At 59.6% G+C, this 17,963-nt stretch carries 15 protein-coding genes; 4 read left to right on the top strand and 11 right to left on the bottom strand.

Translation table 11 applies throughout. The features are described 5' to 3' along the window. From hsdR to exaC, 10 genes are all read right to left on the bottom strand, one after another. A complete protein-coding gene (hsdR, locus tag PSJE_RS29520; RefSeq protein ID WP_090451615.1) occupies positions 1-2,364 on the bottom strand; it encodes an EcoAI/FtnUII family type I restriction enzme subunit R in 2,364 nt (787 codons plus the stop codon). A 743-nt stretch (positions 2,365-3,107) separates the two neighbouring features. Next, positions 3,108-3,854, bottom strand: coding sequence for a LexA family transcriptional regulator (locus PSJE_RS29510; RefSeq protein WP_057713140.1), 747 nt, complete (start codon positions 3,852-3,854; stop codon positions 3,108-3,110). 229 nt (positions 3,855-4,083) lie between these two features. Beyond that, positions 4,084-4,611, bottom strand: coding sequence for an inorganic diphosphatase (ppa, locus tag PSJE_RS29505; protein WP_007990564.1), 528 nt, complete (start codon positions 4,609-4,611; stop codon positions 4,084-4,086). A 113-nt stretch (positions 4,612-4,724) separates the two neighbouring features. Continuing rightward, positions 4,725-5,537 carry a M90 family metallopeptidase gene (locus PSJE_RS29500; RefSeq protein WP_090451613.1) on the bottom strand — a complete coding sequence of 271 codons (813 nt, stop codon included), beginning with the start codon at positions 5,535-5,537 and terminating at the stop codon, positions 4,725-4,727. 4 nt (positions 5,538-5,541) lie between these two features. Next, a complete protein-coding gene (locus tag PSJE_RS29495) occupies positions 5,542-6,198 on the bottom strand; it encodes a DedA family protein (RefSeq protein ID WP_090451611.1) in 657 nt (218 codons plus the stop codon). A 270-nt stretch (positions 6,199-6,468) separates the two neighbouring features. After that, complete coding sequence (locus PSJE_RS29490; protein WP_007990572.1) at positions 6,469-6,930, bottom strand: GNAT family N-acetyltransferase; 462 nt, start codon at positions 6,928-6,930, stop codon at positions 6,469-6,471. A 114-nt stretch (positions 6,931-7,044) separates the two neighbouring features. Beyond that, entirely contained in the window at positions 7,045-7,869 is an 825-nt protein-coding gene (eutC, locus tag PSJE_RS29485) for an ethanolamine ammonia-lyase subunit EutC (RefSeq protein ID WP_090451709.1), read from the bottom strand. An 8-nt stretch (positions 7,870-7,877) separates the two neighbouring features. Beyond that, positions 7,878-9,272: an ethanolamine ammonia-lyase subunit EutB gene (locus tag PSJE_RS29480; RefSeq protein ID WP_090451609.1), complete on the bottom strand. Its 1,395-nt coding sequence runs from the start codon at positions 9,270-9,272 to the stop codon at positions 7,878-7,880. Between the two features lie 191 nt (positions 9,273-9,463). Next, positions 9,464-10,837, bottom strand: coding sequence for an ethanolamine permease (gene eat, locus PSJE_RS29475; protein ID WP_057713144.1), 1,374 nt, complete (start codon positions 10,835-10,837; stop codon positions 9,464-9,466). A 271-nt stretch (positions 10,838-11,108) separates the two neighbouring features. Next, a complete protein-coding gene (gene exaC / locus PSJE_RS29470; RefSeq protein WP_034148108.1) occupies positions 11,109-12,629 on the bottom strand; it encodes an acetaldehyde dehydrogenase ExaC in 1,521 nt (506 codons plus the stop codon). A gap of 299 nt (positions 12,630-12,928) precedes the next feature. On the opposite strand from exaC, the gene PSJE_RS29465 reads away from it, so the two are divergent. The 4 genes from PSJE_RS29465 (at position 12,929) to PSJE_RS29450 (ending at position 17,255) form a co-directional block, all read left to right on the top strand. Continuing rightward, positions 12,929-14,842, top strand: a complete 1,914-nt coding sequence (locus PSJE_RS29465) for a sigma-54-dependent Fis family transcriptional regulator (RefSeq protein WP_090451607.1) — start codon at positions 12,929-12,931, stop codon at positions 14,840-14,842. A 157-nt stretch (positions 14,843-14,999) separates the two neighbouring features. Further along, positions 15,000-16,349: a UDP-N-acetylmuramate:L-alanyl-gamma-D-glutamyl-meso-diaminopimelate ligase gene (gene mpl / locus PSJE_RS29460; protein WP_090451605.1), complete on the top strand. Its 1,350-nt coding sequence runs from the start codon at positions 15,000-15,002 to the stop codon at positions 16,347-16,349. Next, positions 16,346-16,978: a flavin prenyltransferase UbiX gene (gene ubiX, locus PSJE_RS29455; RefSeq protein WP_057713147.1), complete on the top strand. Its 633-nt coding sequence runs from the start codon at positions 16,346-16,348 to the stop codon at positions 16,976-16,978. The genes mpl and ubiX overlap by 4 nt, the downstream gene beginning before the upstream one ends. Beyond that, on the top strand, positions 16,971-17,255 hold the full coding sequence (locus PSJE_RS29450; RefSeq protein ID WP_090451603.1) for a YceK/YidQ family lipoprotein: 285 nt from the start codon (positions 16,971-16,973) through the stop codon (positions 17,253-17,255). Before ubiX ends, PSJE_RS29450 begins: the two co-directional genes overlap by 8 nt. Before the next feature lie 49 nt (positions 17,256-17,304). Here the strand turns inward: PSJE_RS29450 and PSJE_RS29445 are convergent, their stop codons facing one another. Beyond that, entirely contained in the window at positions 17,305-17,946 is a 642-nt protein-coding gene (locus tag PSJE_RS29445; RefSeq protein WP_057713149.1) for an oxidoreductase, read from the bottom strand. Positions 17,947-17,963 lie beyond the last annotated feature (17 nt).

The following is a 17,963-nucleotide window of genomic DNA, read 5'->3' as shown; positions in this document are numbered from 1 at the left end:
TTAACTGGCGTAAAGCTCATCTTCCAGTTCATGAATGGCTTTGTTGTAACCGGCCTTGCCACCAAACGCCTTGACCAATTCGATTGGCGCACCGATCTGGCTGAAGGGGTCGAGCTGGAGGATCTTGATGTCTTCGATATGCACGATGCCGGTGTCGGCATATTTATCGAGCAAGGCCTCAATCACTTGGCGTGCGGCGCCTGAATACTTGCCGAAGTAGTTTCGTTTTATCACTTGCTCGGCGCGTTCCTTACGGGACAGCGCTGGCTGGTCGAAGGCCACATGGCAGACGAGGTCGAACGGGTCGAGGGCCTTGCCCTGTTTCTTTTCCACTTCCTCTGCCAAGGCTTCCCACATCACACCTTGGGCGGCCATTTCCTCAATGATGACCTTCTTCTGATCGGCATCGTTCCAGCGCCGCAGAAAGTCGTCCAGTGAACCGAACTGCTTTTGCACGCAGGCACGGGTGTAGTCGTGCAGGGATTCAGTAATCAGCCGGCCATCCGGGCCGTAGTACTGCACACGTTCGGCGATGACGTATATCGGGATATTGTCGATGACGTATTTGATGCGCTTTTTTTCATCATCACCGGTGAACTCCAGGTCGTCGGTCTCTGCCGTGCTGCCAGCGGTGATGCCATCTTCATCCGTCGCTAGGCCATCAGGTGGCACGGGAGAGTCTTCACCTTCCGGGGCATAGATCACCACAGGGTCGCCATCGAAAGCCGGGTCGGCAAACAACTCGGTGGCCTTCTTGAAGTCCATGATGGTGAACCAGTACTTGCCGAAGTCTTCGTTAATGCGGGTGCCACGCCCGATGATCTGCTTGAACTCGGTCATCGACTTGATGTGTTGGTCGAGCACGATTAGCTTGCAGGTCTGGGCATCGACGCCGGTGGTCATCAATTTACTGGTGGTGGCAATGACTGGGTAACGCTCTTCCGGGTTGATGAAGTTGTCTAGTTCGGCTTTGCCTTCCTGATCATCCCCTGTAATGCGCATGACGTACTTGCGGTTCTCTGCAATGCGTTCCGGATTGAGGTTGACCAGCGCCTGGCGCATGCGCTCGGCGTGGTTGATGTCGTCGCAGAAGACGATGGTCTTCTGGAATGGATCGGTGGCCTTGAGAAATTCGGTGACCTTTTGCGCTACCAGTTGGGTGCGCGCCTCGATGACCAGGGTGCGGTCCATGTCCTTGAGGTTGTAGATGCGGTCTTCGATCAGCTCGCCATTTTTGTCGAGCATGCCCTTGGGTGGCCGCCAGCCTTGGAGGTCCTTGTCGAAGTCGATGCGCACCACTTTATAGGGGGCGAGGAAGCCGTCTTCGATGCCCTGCTTGAGGGTGTAGCTGTACACCGGCTCACCGAAGTAGGTGATGCTGGACACTTCTTTGGTTTCCTTCGGTGTGGCGGTGAGGCCGACATGGGTGGCACTGGAGAAGTAGTCGAGAATCTCGCGCCAGGCGGAGTCCTCGGCGGCACTGCCACGGTGGCATTCGTCGATCACGATCAGGTCGAAGAAGTCGCGGGAGAACTGCTTGTAGACGTTCATTTCCTCTTCAGTGCCCGTCACGGCCTGATAGAGCGACAGGTAAATCTCGTAAGAGGTATCTATCTGGCGTTTGGCAATCTTAGTCATCGCCTGGCCGAAGGGTTTGAAGTCGTTGTTCTTGGTCTGGTCGACCAGGATGTTGCGGTCGGCCAGAAAGAGGATTCTTTTTTTCTGCTTGGACTTCCACAGCCGCCAGATGATCTGAAAGGCGGTGTAGGTCTTGCCGGTGCCAGTGGCCATCACTAGCAGGATACGTGACTGCCCCTTGGCCACGGCCTCGACGGTACGGTTGATCGCATTGGTCTGGTAATAACGAGGCATGCGCCCGGAGCCGTCATCGTAGTAGGGCGACTCGACCTTATGGCGGGCCTCACCGTTCAAGCCTTTCCATTGGCAGTAGCGCTGCCATAGCTCATCGGGGCTAGGGAACTGCTCGAGGCTCAGTTCGGTTTCAACTTGATCGCCAGTACCGCTGTGATCATGGAACAGAAAACCATCACCATTACTGGAGAACACGAAAGGCACGTCCAGCGCTTCGGCATAACCAAGGGCCTGCTGCATGCCAGAGCCGACGGAGTGCTTGTTGTCTTTCGCCTCGATGACTGCAATTGGTAGATTGGCCTGGTGATAAAGGATGAAGTCGGCGCGACGGGACTCGCCACGGCTATGCAGCTTGCCACGGACGATGATGCGGCCCTTGGTGAAGCTGACCTCTTCACGCACTTGCTTCTGGATGTCCCAGCCGGCCTGCTGGATGGCCGGAGTGATGAACTTGGTGCAGATGTCCCGTTCGGTAAGCGATTTCTTGTCCATGGCCCATAGTCCCTGATTCTGCATGCGGTGACTTTATCAGACGTCGCAGCCGTTCTCACGACCTGAGACTCAGAAGGAGACTGGAGTTTCTGCCATTTCCCAGACGCCCCAGTTCTTCCAGTCGACTCCCTTTTTTGTCGATTATCTTTTAGCGTGGCGATCAGCTAGACATTTTTCGATTGAGGTTTCGAATGCGTTTTATCAAGCGCGCGATATCACTGGGCTCTACATTGTCTTTGTAGAGACTCAGCGGCGGAGCGGAGCTGTATCAATTTGCTTTGAAATTTAGTGCTCAAGCTATCAACGTGACCCTTGCTCGCGAGGGCACGTTTTACAGGCCGCGATTTGTCAGGAGGACGAAAGGTTCACGCTGCCTGGCTGCGGCTAACCCTGCGTCTGGGTGTGGGTCAAAGTGTGGGTCAAAGATGGATTGTTGCATAAAGCCCGCATTCTACGTGGCTTTCAGGCATTAAAAAGCCGGCTTGTGGCCGGCTTCTCGGGGACTGGCTTGGATCATTTTTGGTAAACCGCGCCAGCCTTCAAAACGTACACCCGGATCTTGCGTCCGGCTGTGGGACCTGGTGAGAAAGTCATCTGCCAGGCCAGTGCATCTGAGCCGCAGGGCGGGTCGATGCACAAATGTGGGGCGCAGCATACGCAGGTTTGACGGAAATTCCCAGCGGGAAGTGCCGGGCAGAGCCTTTGGCCACCCGGGTGGGTGGCCGATGGGCGTTCCGGAGCGCTTAAAGAAAGGGCACCGTCGGCCGTCGTTTGTTCAGGGTCGACCACCAGAACACCCAGCCCAGCACCCTGATGTTCTGCTCTTCGATCTGTGCGGCCCTGAAGATTTCATCCGGGTATTCGGCGCGGTTGTGGCTGCGCAGTCGCAGGGAGTTGCCCGGTAGTCGGTGCAGGTACTTGATGCGCAGCATGCCGTCGTGTTCGATGGCGTAGATCTCGCCATCGACAATTTGGGTCAGGCCACGGTCAATCGCCAGGGTCGAACCATCCTCGATTTTCTCACCCATGCTATTGCCGCTCATCAGGGTGCAGATGGCGTCGGCGTGGTTGATTTCCAGGGAGTCGAGGTGGCTGCGGGGCAGGCGGATGGATTTCTCGGGGTCTTCTATGACATGGGTTTTGTTGGATCCCGGGGCGGTGACAGCTTCTTTGAGGAATGGCAGTTCGACGTCGACAGGCTCTATGACCGTGTAGACACCGCGGATGGTCTGGGCGTCGAAGGTGTTGCCGGACTCGTCGAGCAGGCGCAGGTGTTGGGCGTCTTTCGAGCCTTCGCCGGTTTTCAGCCAGTCGCTGCTGACGGAGAGTTTTCTGGCGACTTCTTCCATGCAATGGGCAGGCACACCGCGGGTGTACCAGTTATGTACATTTTGCGGAGCCGTATCCAGGAATTCGGCAAATCCGGTGGTCGTGATGTTCGCTGCTTCGAGGAGCGCTTTGAAGCGTGGGCCGCTAGTGTTCTTTTTCATGAACGCGAGTCTACTGGCGGCTAACAAGGGATTGAATAAACGCCTCGTTCAAATTTCGCGGGAAATTTACGACCGGATGTAAGACGCACTTGGGGAATTTTAAACAGACAAAAACCATGGGAATGCCTGTTTAAACGTAGTGTTTGGTGTGCTTATCTGGCACCCACAAAAAACCCCGGATCATCCGGGGTTTTTCTTGCCACTTGCAGCTAAAAGCCTGCAGCCGGGCTTAGCCTTTGTAGGCAGCAACCGACTTGGTGATCGCTTCGCGGGCGGCGTCTGCGCCGGCCCAGCCTTCGATCTTCACCCATTTGCCTTTTTCGAGATCTTTGTAGTTCGCGAAGAAGTGCTCGATCTGCTGGATCAGCAGCGCTGGCAGGTCGGTGTATTCCTTCACGTCGACGTACAGCTGGGACAGCTTGTCGTGTGGGACTGCGATGACTTTGGCATCGCCGCCGCCGTCGTCGGTCATGTTCAGGATGCCGACCGGACGGGCGCGGATTACCGAACCTGGAGCAACCGGGTAAGGGGTTACGACCAGCACGTCGAGGGGATCACCGTCGTCAGCCAGGGTGTTCGGGATGTAACCGTAGTTGGCCGGGTAGAACATTGGGGTGGCCATGAAACGGTCAACGAACAGGCAATCGCTGTCTTTGTCGATTTCGTATTTGATCGGCGCGTGGTTGGCCGGGATCTCGATCGCGACGTAGATGTCGTTCGGCAGGTCTTTGCCAGCCGGAATCTTGCTGTAGCTCATTGGGCGTTGCCCCCGTTAGTTGACCAAAAACACTTGGCCGGATTGACCAAAAAGTGGCGGCGATTATAGGCATATTCCTGTGTCGACGCCATGGACCAGAAGTCGTATGGCGCTCACTGGTGTGCCTGATAGACAGGGTCATGCGCCTGAAGTTGCTTCAACCTCGCCAGCGGATCCTGGCGATAGAACAGCTTCAACTGCTGGTACACCTGTGGATAAGCCTCGTGCAGCAAATCCGGGGCGCTGAAGAAGTATTCGCTGGTGACGGCGAAGAACTCGGCAGGATTTTCGGCGGCATACGGATCGATGGCGGTTTCGGCATCGGGATTACGTTCCAGTTGCCGGTCGAGGTCGTCGTAGGCCTCTTGCATGACGTTGGCCCAGTCGCTGACGCGCATGTCGGCATGCAGCGGCGGCAGGCCGTTGGCGACGCCGTTGAGCATGTCGAGCTTGTGCGCCAGTTCGTGGATCACCAGGTTGTAGCCTTCCCAGCCTCCGCTGGCCATTACGCCGGGCCAGGCGAGGATGATCGGGCCTTGCTGCCAGGCTTCACCACTGTGCTCACCGTCCCATTCGTGTTCGACACCGCTGGCATCGCGATGGCGCTGGGGGCTGAGGAAGTCGTCTGGGTAGAGGATGATTTCGTGGAAGCCCTGATACCAGTTCAGGTCGCCGAGGTGCAGCAGCGGCAATTGCGCCTGGGCGGCGAGCAGCAGGCGTTGTTCCTGATGCAGTTCGACGCCGGGCAGGGCGCTCAGGTGCTTGTCTTCGAGGAACAGTACGCAGGCTTCGCGCAGCCATTGGTCTTCGGCGGCGCTGATGCCGTCGAGAAAACTCAAGTGATGGCGCACCCGTTGCCACATGTCGTCGGCAATCGGGTGTTTTGCCAGGGTGCGCCTGCGACGCCAGGCGCTCAGGGACCACATCGTGTCAGCGCGATTCGGCTTTGGAATTCGAACCGGCAAGGCGGTTACGCACCATGCCAATGATCATCGGCACCAGCGAGAGCAAGATGATGCCGACTACCAGTAGCGACAGGTTCTTCTTGATGAACGGCACGTTGCCGAAGAAGTAACCGAGCGTCACCAGGCCGCCGACCCATAGGATGGTGCCCAGCACGCTGAAGGCAAAGAAACGCGGATAAGGCATTCTCCCCACGCCGGCGACGAACGGTGCAAAAGTACGGATGATCGGCAGGAAGCGCGCCAGGGTCACGGTTTTGCCGCCGTGCTTGTCGTAGAAGTCGTGGGTTTGTTGCAGGTAGTCACGACGGAAGATCTTCGAGTCCGGATTGCTGAACAGCTTTTCACCTGCCGTTCGTCCGATGATGTAGTTGGTGCTGTCGCCCAGGATCGCCGCCAGCATCAGCAGGCCGGCGAGCAGTACCGGATCCATGCCGCCACCGGCCGCCACGGCGCCAGCGATGAACAGCAGGGAGTCGCCCGGCAGGAAGGGCATGACCACAAGGCCGGTTTCACAGAAGATCACCATGAACAGAATGGCGTAGATCCATGCCCCGTAGTTGGTTACAAGCATGTCGAGGTAGACGTCGAGATGCAGGACAATGTCGATCGGGTTGAAATCCATGGAAAGCACCTGTGGTGACGGCCCGACTCAGCAGACCTGTGCGGATGACTTCGCGTAAGACTACGGATAGGGGTAGTTTTTCTTACAAGCCGGGAATATCGGGATTATACGAGGCGAGTGGTGAAAATCGCGTCGAGATTGTAGCGGGGAATGTCATGACAGGGCTGATGTTTGATAACGAACAGGTGGGAGCGAGCCTGCTCACGATGCCGTTACTTCGTTGGACCAGTGTAATCCAGTCGATGCCATCGCGAGCAGGGTGCAGGTGATTCAGAGTTCGTCGCTGATCGGCAGCACGTAGTTCTTGAATTCGGTGTCTTCCTTGAATCCGATGGACTCGTAGGTTTTCTGCGCGACTTCGTTGTTGCTGCTGGTGGAAACACGCATGCGCACGGCATTGGTTTCCTTGGCCATTTTTTTTGCGGTGCGGATCAGGTTGTCGGCCACCAGCTGGCGGCGGGCGTCTTCGGCGACATAAATATCGTTGAGGATCCATACACGCTTGAGCGAAAGCGAAGAGAAGCTCGGGTACAGCTGGCAGAAACCCATCAGTTTGTTGCTGTCATCATCGGACAGCGCCAGGTAGATCACCGACTCCTTGCGACGCAGGCGTTTCTCGAGGAACGCCCGGGACGAGTCCGGATACGGCAGGGAACCATAAAACTCGCGATATTTGACGAACAAGGGTGTCAGCAGGTCCAGGTGTTCGAGGGTCGCTTGAATAATCCGCATGGTAGGTCTCGTCTTCAAGTGGCTGTCTTACGTCTCTGACGGCGATGGGAAACCCTTGGCGGCCGCGCAACGATCCTGCCTGAAACTGGTACGAATGTGCAATGCGCAAGCGGTTCAGGCATTCGGCGGTCCGAGCAGGAAATTTCCTTTCATGTCGCCTCCCGTGTCCGAGTCCAGTGTCTGAACCTGCGCTTCGTCCTTCAGATTGACCCCTGACAACTGCCGCCGGCAGGCTTCGCGCATCAAATACAGCAATCGGTGTGCCGCCATGCCGTAGCTCAGGCCTTCGAGCCGGACATTGGAGATGCAATTACGGTAGGCATCGGTAAGGCCGACCTTGGGATTGTAGGTGAAATATAATCCCAGGCTGTCCGGGGAGCTGAGGCCAGGGCGTTCGCCGATGAGGATCACGGTCATTTTTGCGCCAAGCAACTCACCGATCTCATCGGCGACGGCCACCCGGCCCTGTTCTACGAGTACGACTGGCGCAACAGTCCAGCCGTCGCCGGTCATTTGCTCTTCGAAGCGCGCCAGAAACGGCAGGGTATGGCGATGAACGGCCAATGCCGACAGGCCGTCGGCGACCACGATCACCAGGTCCACGCCTCCCGGATGAGCCACCGCGTAATCACGCAGGGCCTGCGCCGAGGCATCACTGAGTTTTCGCCCAAGGTCGGGGCGTTGCAGGTACGTGTTGCGATCCGTCGCCGCACTGTGCAGCAAAAGGCACTCGCGATCACGTTCGGCCAATTGCGCGCTGAGGGAGGCATGGTCAAACGGCAAGTGCACTGCATCCCGCGCTTGAGCGTGGGCGTATTGGAAGTCCAGTTGTGCGCGGGTGGGAATGCTGGTGCCGGTGCGGCCCAGGGCAATTCGCGCCGGCGTCAGGCGTCGTAGCTCCAGCCAAGGGTTGTGTGGATCGAAGGGTAATTTATCCATGTCAATGCTCATCCCAGTTGCGCCAAGGCCTGCCGGAAGGCTGGCGGCAGGCTGTCGCCGAAGAGAACCCTGCCATCGGCTTGAGTGAAGATGCCCATTCTCGCCAGCCACTGTTCGAATTCCGGTGCGGGCTTCAACCCCAGGGTCTGTCGGGTGTAGAGCGCATCGTGGAACGAAGTGGTCTGGTAGTTGAGCATGATGTCGTCGGAGCCGGGGATGCCCATGATGAAGTTGATCCCGGCGACGCCCAGCAGGGTCAGCAGGGTGTCCATGTCGTCCTGGTCGGCTTCGGCGTGGTTGGTGTAGCAGATGTCGCAACCCATGGGCACACCGAGCAATTTGCCGCAGAAGTGGTCTTCGAGGCCGGCGCGGATGATCTGTTTGCCGTTGTACAGGTATTCCGGGCCGATGAAGCCGACGACGGTGTTCACCAGAAACGGTTTGAAATGCCGCGCCACGGCGTAGGCCCGGGTTTCGCAGGTTTGCTGATCAACGCCGTGATGGGCGTTGGCCGACAGGGCACTGCCCTGGCCGGTTTCGAAGTACATCAGGTTCTGGCCCAGCGTGCCGCGATTGAGGCTCAAACCTGCGTCGTAACCTTCCTGCAATATACTGAGGTTGATGCCGAAACTGGCGTTGGCCGCTTCGGTGCCGGCGATCGACTGGAACACCAGGTCCAATGGGACGCCGCGATTGATCGCTTCGATCGACGTGGTGACATGGGTCAGCACGCACGCCTGGGTCGGGATTTCGTAGCGCTGGATGATCGCGTCGAGCATTTCCAGCATGGCGCAAATCGAGGCGATGCTGTCGGTGGCCGGGTTGATGCCGATCATGGCATCGCCGTTGCCGTGCAGCAGGCCGTCGAGAATGCTTGCGGCGATACCGGCCGGTTCGTCGGTGGGGTGGTTCGGTTGCAGGCGCGTGGACAGTCGCCCACGCAGGCCGAGGGTGCCGCGGAATTTCGTGACCACACGGATTTTCTGCGCCACCAGCACCAGATCCTGCACGCGCATGATCTTCGACACGGCGGCAACCATTTCCGGGGTCAGGCCGGGGGCGAGGGCGCGCAGAACCTGCTCGTCGGCGGCATCGCTGAGCAGCCAATCGCGAAAGCCGCCGACGGTAAGGTGGCTGACGACCGAGAAGGCTTGTTTGTCGTGGGTGTCGATGATCAGGCGGGTGACTTCATCGGACTCATAGGGAATCAAAACATCTTGCAGGAAGTGGGATAGCGGAATATCGGCCAAAGTCATCTGTGCCGCGACGCGCTCGCCGTCATTGAGGGCCGCGACACCGGCCAGAAAATCCCCGGAACGCGCTGGGCTGGCCTTGGCCATCACATCCTTGAGGCTGTCGAAGCGATAGGTCTGGGCGCCGACGGAATGGGCATATACGGCCATGGGGCGGAGTCCTCCTGTTCTCTAGCTAACACTGTCAATCCCTGTGGGAGCGAGCTTGCTCGCGATGACGGTTTTAAATCCAACGCATGTGTCGAATGAATATCCGCTATCGCGAGCAAGCTCGCTCCCACATGGAGCCTCTGTGCACTTTGATAAGGCAGGCACCGGCAAAAATCCCGGTGCCGGTGCATTCAGATACCTTCGAGCATAGCGTCTGCCGGTGCCTCGGAACGTTGCTTGGCAGTCAACTGGAAGTACAGGTACCCGGCAACCATAAAGCCGAGGAAAACCAGGCCGATCAAGGTGTTGAACCAGGCCATCGCCACCAGGCACACCACCGCCAGGAACAGCGCGATCCCCGGCACGATCGGATAGCCCGGCGCGCGGAAGGTGCGCTCCAGGTTCGGTTCGGTCTTACGCAGCTTGAACAGGCTCAGCATACTGATGATGTACATCACGATGGCGCCGAATACCGACATGGTGATCATCGCAGCCGTCAGGCTCATGCCTTGCAGGTTGACCAGACCGTCGCTGTAGATCGCCGCGATGCCGATCACGCCGCCGGCCAGAATCGCCCGATGCGGCGTCTGGAAGCGCGAGAGTTTGGCCAGCCCCTTGGGCAAGTAACCGGCGCGAGCCAGGGCGAAGAACTGCCGGGAATAGCCAAGAATGATCCCGTGGAAACTTGCCACCAGACCGAACAGACCGATCCATACCAGCATGTGCATCCAGGTCGAATTATCGCCGACCACGGCTTTCATCGCCTGGGGCAGCGGATCGTTGATGTTCGACAGTTGACGCCAGTCGCCGACGCCGCCGGCCATCACCATCACGCCGATGGCCAGGAACACCAGGGTCAGAATGCCGCTGACATAGGCTCTGGGGATCGTGCGTTTCGGGTCCTTGGCTTCCTCGGCGGCCATGGCCGCGCCTTCGATGGCGAGGAAGAACCAGATCGCAAAGGGGATCGCCGCAAAAATCCCGGGAATCGAGCCCATCGTGAACTCGTTCGAACCCGACCAGCCATTGAGCACGAAGTTGCTGAAGCTGAAGCCTGGGGCGACCACGCCCATGAATACAAGCAACTCAGCGACTGCCAGCACGGTGACCACCAACTCGAAGGTGGCCGCGATGCTGACACCTAGGATATTCAGGCCCATGAACACGAAATAGGCGCCAACGGCGGCGATCTTCGGGTCCAGTTCCGGGTATTGCACATTGAGGTAGGCACCGATGGCCATGGCGATGGCCGGTGGCGCAAAGACGAATTCGATCAGGGTGGCGATGCCGGCGATCAACCCGCCTTTCTCACCAAAGGCCCGGCGGCTGTAGGCAAACGGTCCGCCAGCGTGGGGAATCGCCGTCGTCAGTTCGGTAAAACTGAAGATGAAGCAGGTGTACATCGTCGCCACCATCAACGCGGTGACGAGAAAACCCAATGTGCCTGCGGTGCCCCAGCCGTAACTCCAGCCGAAGTACTCGCCGGAAATCACCAGGCCGACGGCAATGCCCCATAAATGCAGGGTGCCGAGTGTGGGTTTGAGCTGTGTGGAAGAAATAGTCATAAGTCCTCTCTAATTTTTATTGTTCGATCTTTTGGACTTTCGGGTGCGACGGGTTGGGTGCAATTCCTGAATGACGGGTACGCAAGGCCCGTGCCAGAGCGGCCAGCCTTTTGTGTTGTGTCATTTAAGTCGCTATCGCGAGCAAGCTCGCTCCCACAGGGTTCTGTGTCAGGTCTCAACAGCTGGATTCACCACAAAAACCTGTGGGAGCGGGCTTGCTCGCGAAGGCGGTAGAAAGGGCGACACAGAGTTAACTGTGTCGCCCCCGGTTTTAGAAGAAGCCCAGCGGATTGATGTCGTAGCTCACCAGCAGGTTTTTGGTCTGCTGATAGTGGTCGAGCATCATCTTGTGGGTTTCACGACCGACACCGGACTTCTTGTACCCGCCGAACGCGGCGTGCGCCGGGTACAGGTGGTAGCAGTTGGTCCACACCCGACCGGCCTTGATGGCGCGGCCCATGCGGTAGGCGCGGTTGATGTCGCGGGTCCAGAGGCCGGCACCCAGGCCGAACTCGGTGTCGTTGGCGATGGCCAGGGCTTCGGCTTCGTCCTTGAAGGTGGTGATGCTCACCACCGGACCGAAGATTTCTTCCTGGAACACGCGCATTTTGTTGGTGCCCTTGAGCAGCGTCGGCTGGATGTAATACCCGCTCGCCAGGTTGCCCTCGAGTTTTTCCACCTTGCCGCCGGTCAGCAACTCGGCGCCTTCGCCCTTGGCGATTTCCAGGTACGAAAGGATTTTGTCGAATTGCTGTTCGGACGCCTGGGCGCCGACCATGGTGTCGGTGTCCAGCGGGTCGCCACGTTTGATTTGCAGGACTTTTTTCATCACGACGGCCATGAACTCGTCGTAGATCGACTCTTGCACCAGCGCCCGGGAAGGGCAGGTGCAGACTTCGCCCTGGTTGAAGAATGCCAGCACCAAGCCTTCGGCGGCCTTCTCGATGAAGGACGGTTCGGCTTTCATGATGTCTTCGAAGAAGATGTTCGGCGACTTGCCACCCAGCTCCACGGTGGACGGAATGATGTTTTCGGCCGCGCATTTCATGATGTGCGAGCCGACCGGGGTCGAGCCGGTGAAGGCAATCTTGGCGATGCGTTTGCTGGTGGCCAGGGCTTCGCCGGCTTCTTTGCCGAAGCCTTGCACGATGTTCAGCACGCCCGGTGGCAGCAGGTCGCCGATCAGTTCGACCAGCACGGTGATGCCCAGCGGGGTTTGCTCGGCGGGTTTGAGCACCACGCAGTTGCCGGCAGCCAGCGCCGGGGCGAGTTTCCAGGCGGCCATCAGGATCGGGAAGTTCCACGGAATGATCTGCCCGACCACGCCCAGCGGTTCATGGATGTGATAGGCCACGGTGTTGCCGTCGATTTCGGCGGCGCTGCCTTCCTGGGCGCGGATGCAACCGGCGAAGTAGCGGAAGTGGTCGGCGGCCAGAGGGATGTCGGCGTTGAGGGTTTCGCGAACGGCTTTGCCGTTATCCCAGGATTCGGTGATTGCCAGCAGTTCGAGGTTCTGTTCGATGCGGTCGGCGATTTTCAGCAGCACCAGCGAGCGTGCCTGGGCGGACGTGGCGCCCCAGGCATCGGCCGCCGCGTGGGCAGCGTCCAGGGCCTTGTCGATGTCTTCGGCCGTGGAGCGGGGGAATTCGGCAATCGGTTGGCCATTCACTGGCGAGGTATTGGTGAAGTACTGACCTTTGACAGGCGCGACGAACTCGCCGCCGATGTAGTTACCGTATTTGGCTTTGAACGAAACGATAGCGCCTTCAGTACCGGGGTGAGCGTAACGCATGGTGGTCTCTCCTTGCTTTTGTGCTTATAGGGAGTCGCGCATGTGCGCTTGCTTTAAGCGTAGAGCAAGGGGCGGGCCAGTGCCTTGCATGTCAGGTAAATCAAGGCCTTGCGAGGTTTTTGTCGGACGGGCGGGTAGCGCCTGTGACGCTTTCGGTACAGCCTGGGTGACACTTTGTACCCTTTGTGGCACAGCTTGTGACCAACCGGTCTTGCAGGCATTGCAATGCGGGCCGGGCTGGAGGATGCTCGGCATCACCTCATGCACGGGTCGCCGAGCCCCGGGGAGAATAATAAGAAATGCACGACAACCATTTGAGTCGCCATGCCCAGCAAGTATTGACGGTGACCCAGGGCAAGACCCACCTGCACGGTCCGGGTAGCGATCCGTCCATCGCCCGTTCCTGGCTGCGCTGCCTTGAGGACTATCACCTCGATCCGGCCCTGAGCATCGCGCCGACGGTGCTGGAACATGGCCGTGTCCTGGAAAGCCGGGAGCGCTTGCAGCAAGTGCTGCACATCGCCGGCAATGAAATGACCAGCCTGCATCAACAGCTCTCCGGCGCCGGCCATGCAGTGCTGCTGACCGACGCCCGCGGTGTGATCCTCAACTGCGTCACCGCGCCCGCCGAACGACAGATCTTCGAGCGCGCCGGCCTTTGGCTCGGGGCCGACTGGAGCGAGGCCTGCGAAGGCACTAACGGTATCGGCACCTGTCTGGTGGAGCGTCAGTCGCTGACCATCCATCAGGACGAACACTTTCGCGGCCGCCACACCGGCCTGACCTGCTCGGCGAGCCCGGTCTTCGATCCCCATGGCGAATTGCTGGCGGTGCTCGACGTGTCGTCGGCGCGGCGCGATGTGTCGCGGCAAAGCCAGTTCCACACCATGGCACTGGTCAACCTGTCGGCGAAGATGATCGAGAGCTGCTACTTCCTGCGCTGCTTCGACAACCAATGGTTGTTGCGTTTTCACTTGCAAGCCGAGTCCGTCGGTTTGTTCAGCGAAGGGCTGCTGGCGTTCGACGGGGAAGGGCGCATTTGCGCGGTCAACCAGAGTGCGCTGAACCTGCTGGGACATATTCGCGGCGGCTTGCTGGGTAAGCCGGTGGAGGCGTTTTTCGATTGCTCGCTCGATGAGTTGCTCGGTCGCGCGAGCACCAATGCCGCCGCCAGTTGGCCGTTGCGCACCCGTGATGGTCGCAAGCTGTTTGCGGTATTGCGCGGTGAGGCACGGCGGCCGCTGCCAACTCCGTTGGTGCCAGCGGCCAAGGTTGCACAAGCACCGCGCCTGTCGGGCATTTGCCTGGATGACGCAACGTTGCAGGCGGACTTCCGCAAAGCCTTGCGCGTCTACGAGCGCGACGTACCGCTGCTGATCAACGGTGAAACCGGGTCCGGCAAGGAGGCCTTTGCCAAAGCGGTGCACCACGCCAGCCAGCGGGCGGAGAAAGCCTTTGTCGCCCTCAATTGCGCGGCCATTCCCGAAAGCCTGATCGAAAGCGAGCTGTTCGGATATCGCGGCGGCAGCTTTACCGGTGCACGCAAGGAGGGGATGCGCGGCAAGTTGCAACAAGCCGATGGCGGGACCTTGTTCCTCGATGAAATCGGTGACATGCCACTGGCCTTGCAGACGCGCTTGCTGAGGGTGCTCGAAGACCGGCAAGTGGTGCCGATCGGCGGCGAGCCGGAATCGGTGAATGTGCGGATCATCAGTGCCACTCACCGTAAGTTGCTGGATCGTGTGCAGGACGGCAGCTTCCGTGAGGATTTGTATTACCGGCTCAACGGGCTGGAAGTCGCGTTGCCAGCCTTGCGTGATCGTAGCGACAAATCCCGGTTGCTCGACTTTTTGCTGGCCGAGGAGGCGGGCGGAGAAACCGTATTGATCGACGGGCCGGCGCGGGAGGCCTTATTGGGGTTCGCCTGGCCGGGTAACGTGCGGCAGTTGCGAAATGTGCTGCGTACGTTGGCAGCACTGTGTGAGGACGGGCGGATCGGCCTGGAGGATTTGCCGGCGATGATTCGCCAGGCGCGGCCGGTAGTGTCGACGATTGAAGAAGCTTCGGAGCATCCGCTGGAAGATGCCGAGCGGCTGGCGCTACTCACGGCGCTGGAGCAGACGCGCTGGCATATGACGCACACAGCGGAGCAGTTGGGGGTCAGTCGCAATACCCTTTATCGCAAGCTGCGCAAGCACGGTATCGCCCGGTAAACCGCGTTGAACCATTCGCGAGCAAGCCCGCTCCCACAGGGTACACGCGGTCCCTGTGGGAGAGGGCTTGCTCGCGAAGGCGCCCTCAACTCTGAAACATCAGGTGCGATTTTCCCCTCCCTAAGCTAACCTGCGACCAAGTTTTACGAGGTCGACTATGCACATTCATATTCTTGGTATCTGCGGCACTTTCATGGGGTCAATGGCGGTTCTGGCCAAAGAGCTGGGCCATCACGTGACGGGCTCCGATGCCAACGTCTATCCGCCGATGAGCACTCAGCTGGAAGCCCAGGGCATTGAATTGACCCAAGGCTACGACCCGGCGCAACTCGATCCGGCCCCTGATCTGGTGGTGATCGGCAACGCCATGTCCCGGGGCAACCCGGCTGTGGAGTACGTGCTGAACAAAGGCCTGCCCTACGTCTCCGGCCCACAATGGCTGGCCGATCACGTGCTGCAAGGTCGCTGGGTACTGGCGGTTGCCGGTACGCACGGCAAGACCACCACCAGCAGCATGTTGGCCTGGGTGCTGGAACACGCGGGCATGAGTCCGGGCTTCCTGATCGGTGGCGTGCCGCAGAATTTCTCGGTGTCGGCGCGCCTGGGTGGCACGCCGTTCTTCGTCATCGAAGCCGACGAATACGACAGCGCCTTTTTCGACAAGCGCTCCAAGTTCGTGCACTACCGCCCGCGCACGGCAATCCTGAACAATCTCGAATTCGATCACGCGGACATCTTCCCGGACCTGCCGGCCATCGAGCGGCAGTTCCATCACTTGGTGCGGACCATTCCGAGCGAAGGCCTGGTGATTCATCCGACCACCGAGCCGGCGCTGCAGCGTGTCATCGAGATGGGCTGCTGGACTCCGGTGCAGACCACGGGTGCCGGCGGCCAGTGGCAGGTCAAGTTGCTCAGCGAAGACGGCTCGGCCTTCGAGGTGATGTTTGAAGGTGTTTCCCAAGGCGTGGTCGAGTGGGACATGACCGGTCAGCACAACGTCGCCAACGCACTGGCTACCCTGGCCGCGGCGCGCCACGTCGGCGTCGTGCCGTCCATGGGCATCGCCGCGTTGAGCGCCTTCAAAAGCGTGAAGCGCCGGATGGAAAAAGTCGCGGAAGTGGGTGGCGTCACCATTTATGACGACTTCGCTCACCACCCGACCGCCATTGCCACCACGCTGGATGGCCTGCGCAAACGCATCGGCGATGCGCCGTTGATCGCGATCATCGAGCCGCGTTCCAACTCCATGAAGCTTGGCGCGCACCGCGACGGATTGCCGGAAAGCGTGGTCGATGCCGATCAGGTGATCTGGTACGCCCCGGCCAACCTCGGCTGGGACTTGGCGGCCACGGCGGCGCTGTGCACCGTGCCGTCGATTGTCAGCGACTCCCTGGAAGGCATCATCGAACGCGTGAAGAGTCAGGCGCAACCAGGCACTCACGTGGTGATCATGAGCAACGGCGGCTTCGGCGGCCTGCACGGCAAACTCGCCGAGGCGCTCAAATGAACAACGGCCCGGACCGCATCACCCTGGCGATGACCGGCGCTTCCGGTGCTCAGTACGGTTTGCGCCTGCTCGACTGCCTGGTGCGGGAAGATCGTGAAGTGCACTTCCTGATTTCCAAGGCGGCGCAATTGGTGATGGCCACCGAAACCGACGTCACGCTGCCGGCCAAGCCGCAGATGATGCAGGCGTTCCTCACCGAATACACGGGGGCTGCCGCCGGGCAGATTCGCGTGTATGGCAAGGAAGACTGGATGTCGCCGGTGGCTTCGGGCTCCGGTTCGCCGGCGGCGATGGTGGTGGTGCCGTGTTCCACCGGCACTCTGTCGGCTATTGCCACCGGTGCCTGCAACAACCTGATCGAGCGTGCCGCCGACGTGACGCTCAAAGAACGTCGGCAGTTGATCCTGGTGCCCCGTGAAGCGCCGTATTCGAGCATCCATCTGGAGAACATGCTCAAGTTGTCGAACATGGGCGTGACGATTCTGCCGGCCTCGCCGGGCTTCTATCATCAACCGCAAACCATCGATGACCTGATCGACTTTGTCGTGGCGCGGATCCTTAACGTGCTCAATATTCCTCAGGACATGTTGCCGCGCTGGGGCGAGCATCATCTGACCAGCGATGAATAAGCTACTGGTGATGGTGCTGGCGCTGCAATTGGCCGGGTGCGCCACGGCGCGCACCCTCGATGCGGCCAAGCCGGGGGCGCCGGTGGTGTACGCCGGGACTCGCCTGGATTTGTACGCAATGAACGGTGGGTGCTGTGCGATGGACCGGTTCGGCGCCGAAGCACCGAGCTATCCGGGTGTTGATCTGCCGGCCAGTGCGTTGCTCGACACGCTGCTGTTGCCGCTGTCGTTGCTGACGGTGATAGGGGTGAGTTTTCAGGCGACGGGTGGATTGTAAGAGAGCGTTGTGGCGAGGGGGGCAAGCCCCATCGCCACAGGTTCGCGGTTTACTTGCCCAACTTCCTCAGCTCATCCGACTCGACAATCCTGATCCCGTCCTGCTCTTCCAGCGCCAGGCGCCACATCGCGCGAGCCAGTTGGCAGGCTTCGATACCATGGTATTTGCCAGGAATCAGCCGAGATAACGGGCCGGCGACTTTCTCGCCCAGTCGCGGCTCGGTGCGATCACCCAGCAACAGCGAAGGGCGGCAGATGGTCAGCTGCGGCCAGTCCTGCGCGCGCAGTGCGTACTCCATCTCGCCTTTGACCCGGTTGTAGAGAATCGAGGATCTGCGATCGGCTCCCAAGGCACTGATCACGATCAGGTGTCGTGCGCCCATCTCCCGTGCGCGTTTGGCAAAGGCCACGACCATGTCCAGGTCCACCGCGCGGAACGCCTGTTCCGAGCCTGCCTGTTTGATGGTGGTGCCCAGGCAGCAGTAGGCGATGTCGACACGGCCGTTCAGCTGCGGCAGAAACTCCGCCGGGTCGCCGACGGGGTTTTCAAGGTGCGGGTGCTCGGCCAATGGCCTGCGTGAGGGGGCCAATACCCGTGTAATCGTCGGCTCGTTAAGCAGGCGATCAAGCAGATGTTCACCGGTCAGGCCGGTGGCTCCGGCAAGCAATACGTGCTGAGGCGTCAAGTACATAGTGTTTCTCCCTTGAT

The organism is Pseudomonas jessenii, assembly GCF_002236115.1.
GTDB classification, from domain to species: Bacteria; Pseudomonadota; Gammaproteobacteria; order Pseudomonadales; family Pseudomonadaceae; genus Aquipseudomonas; species Aquipseudomonas jessenii.
The sequence above is the reverse complement of the archived record's forward strand: the minus strand, read 5'-3'. Positions and strand labels throughout refer to the sequence as shown.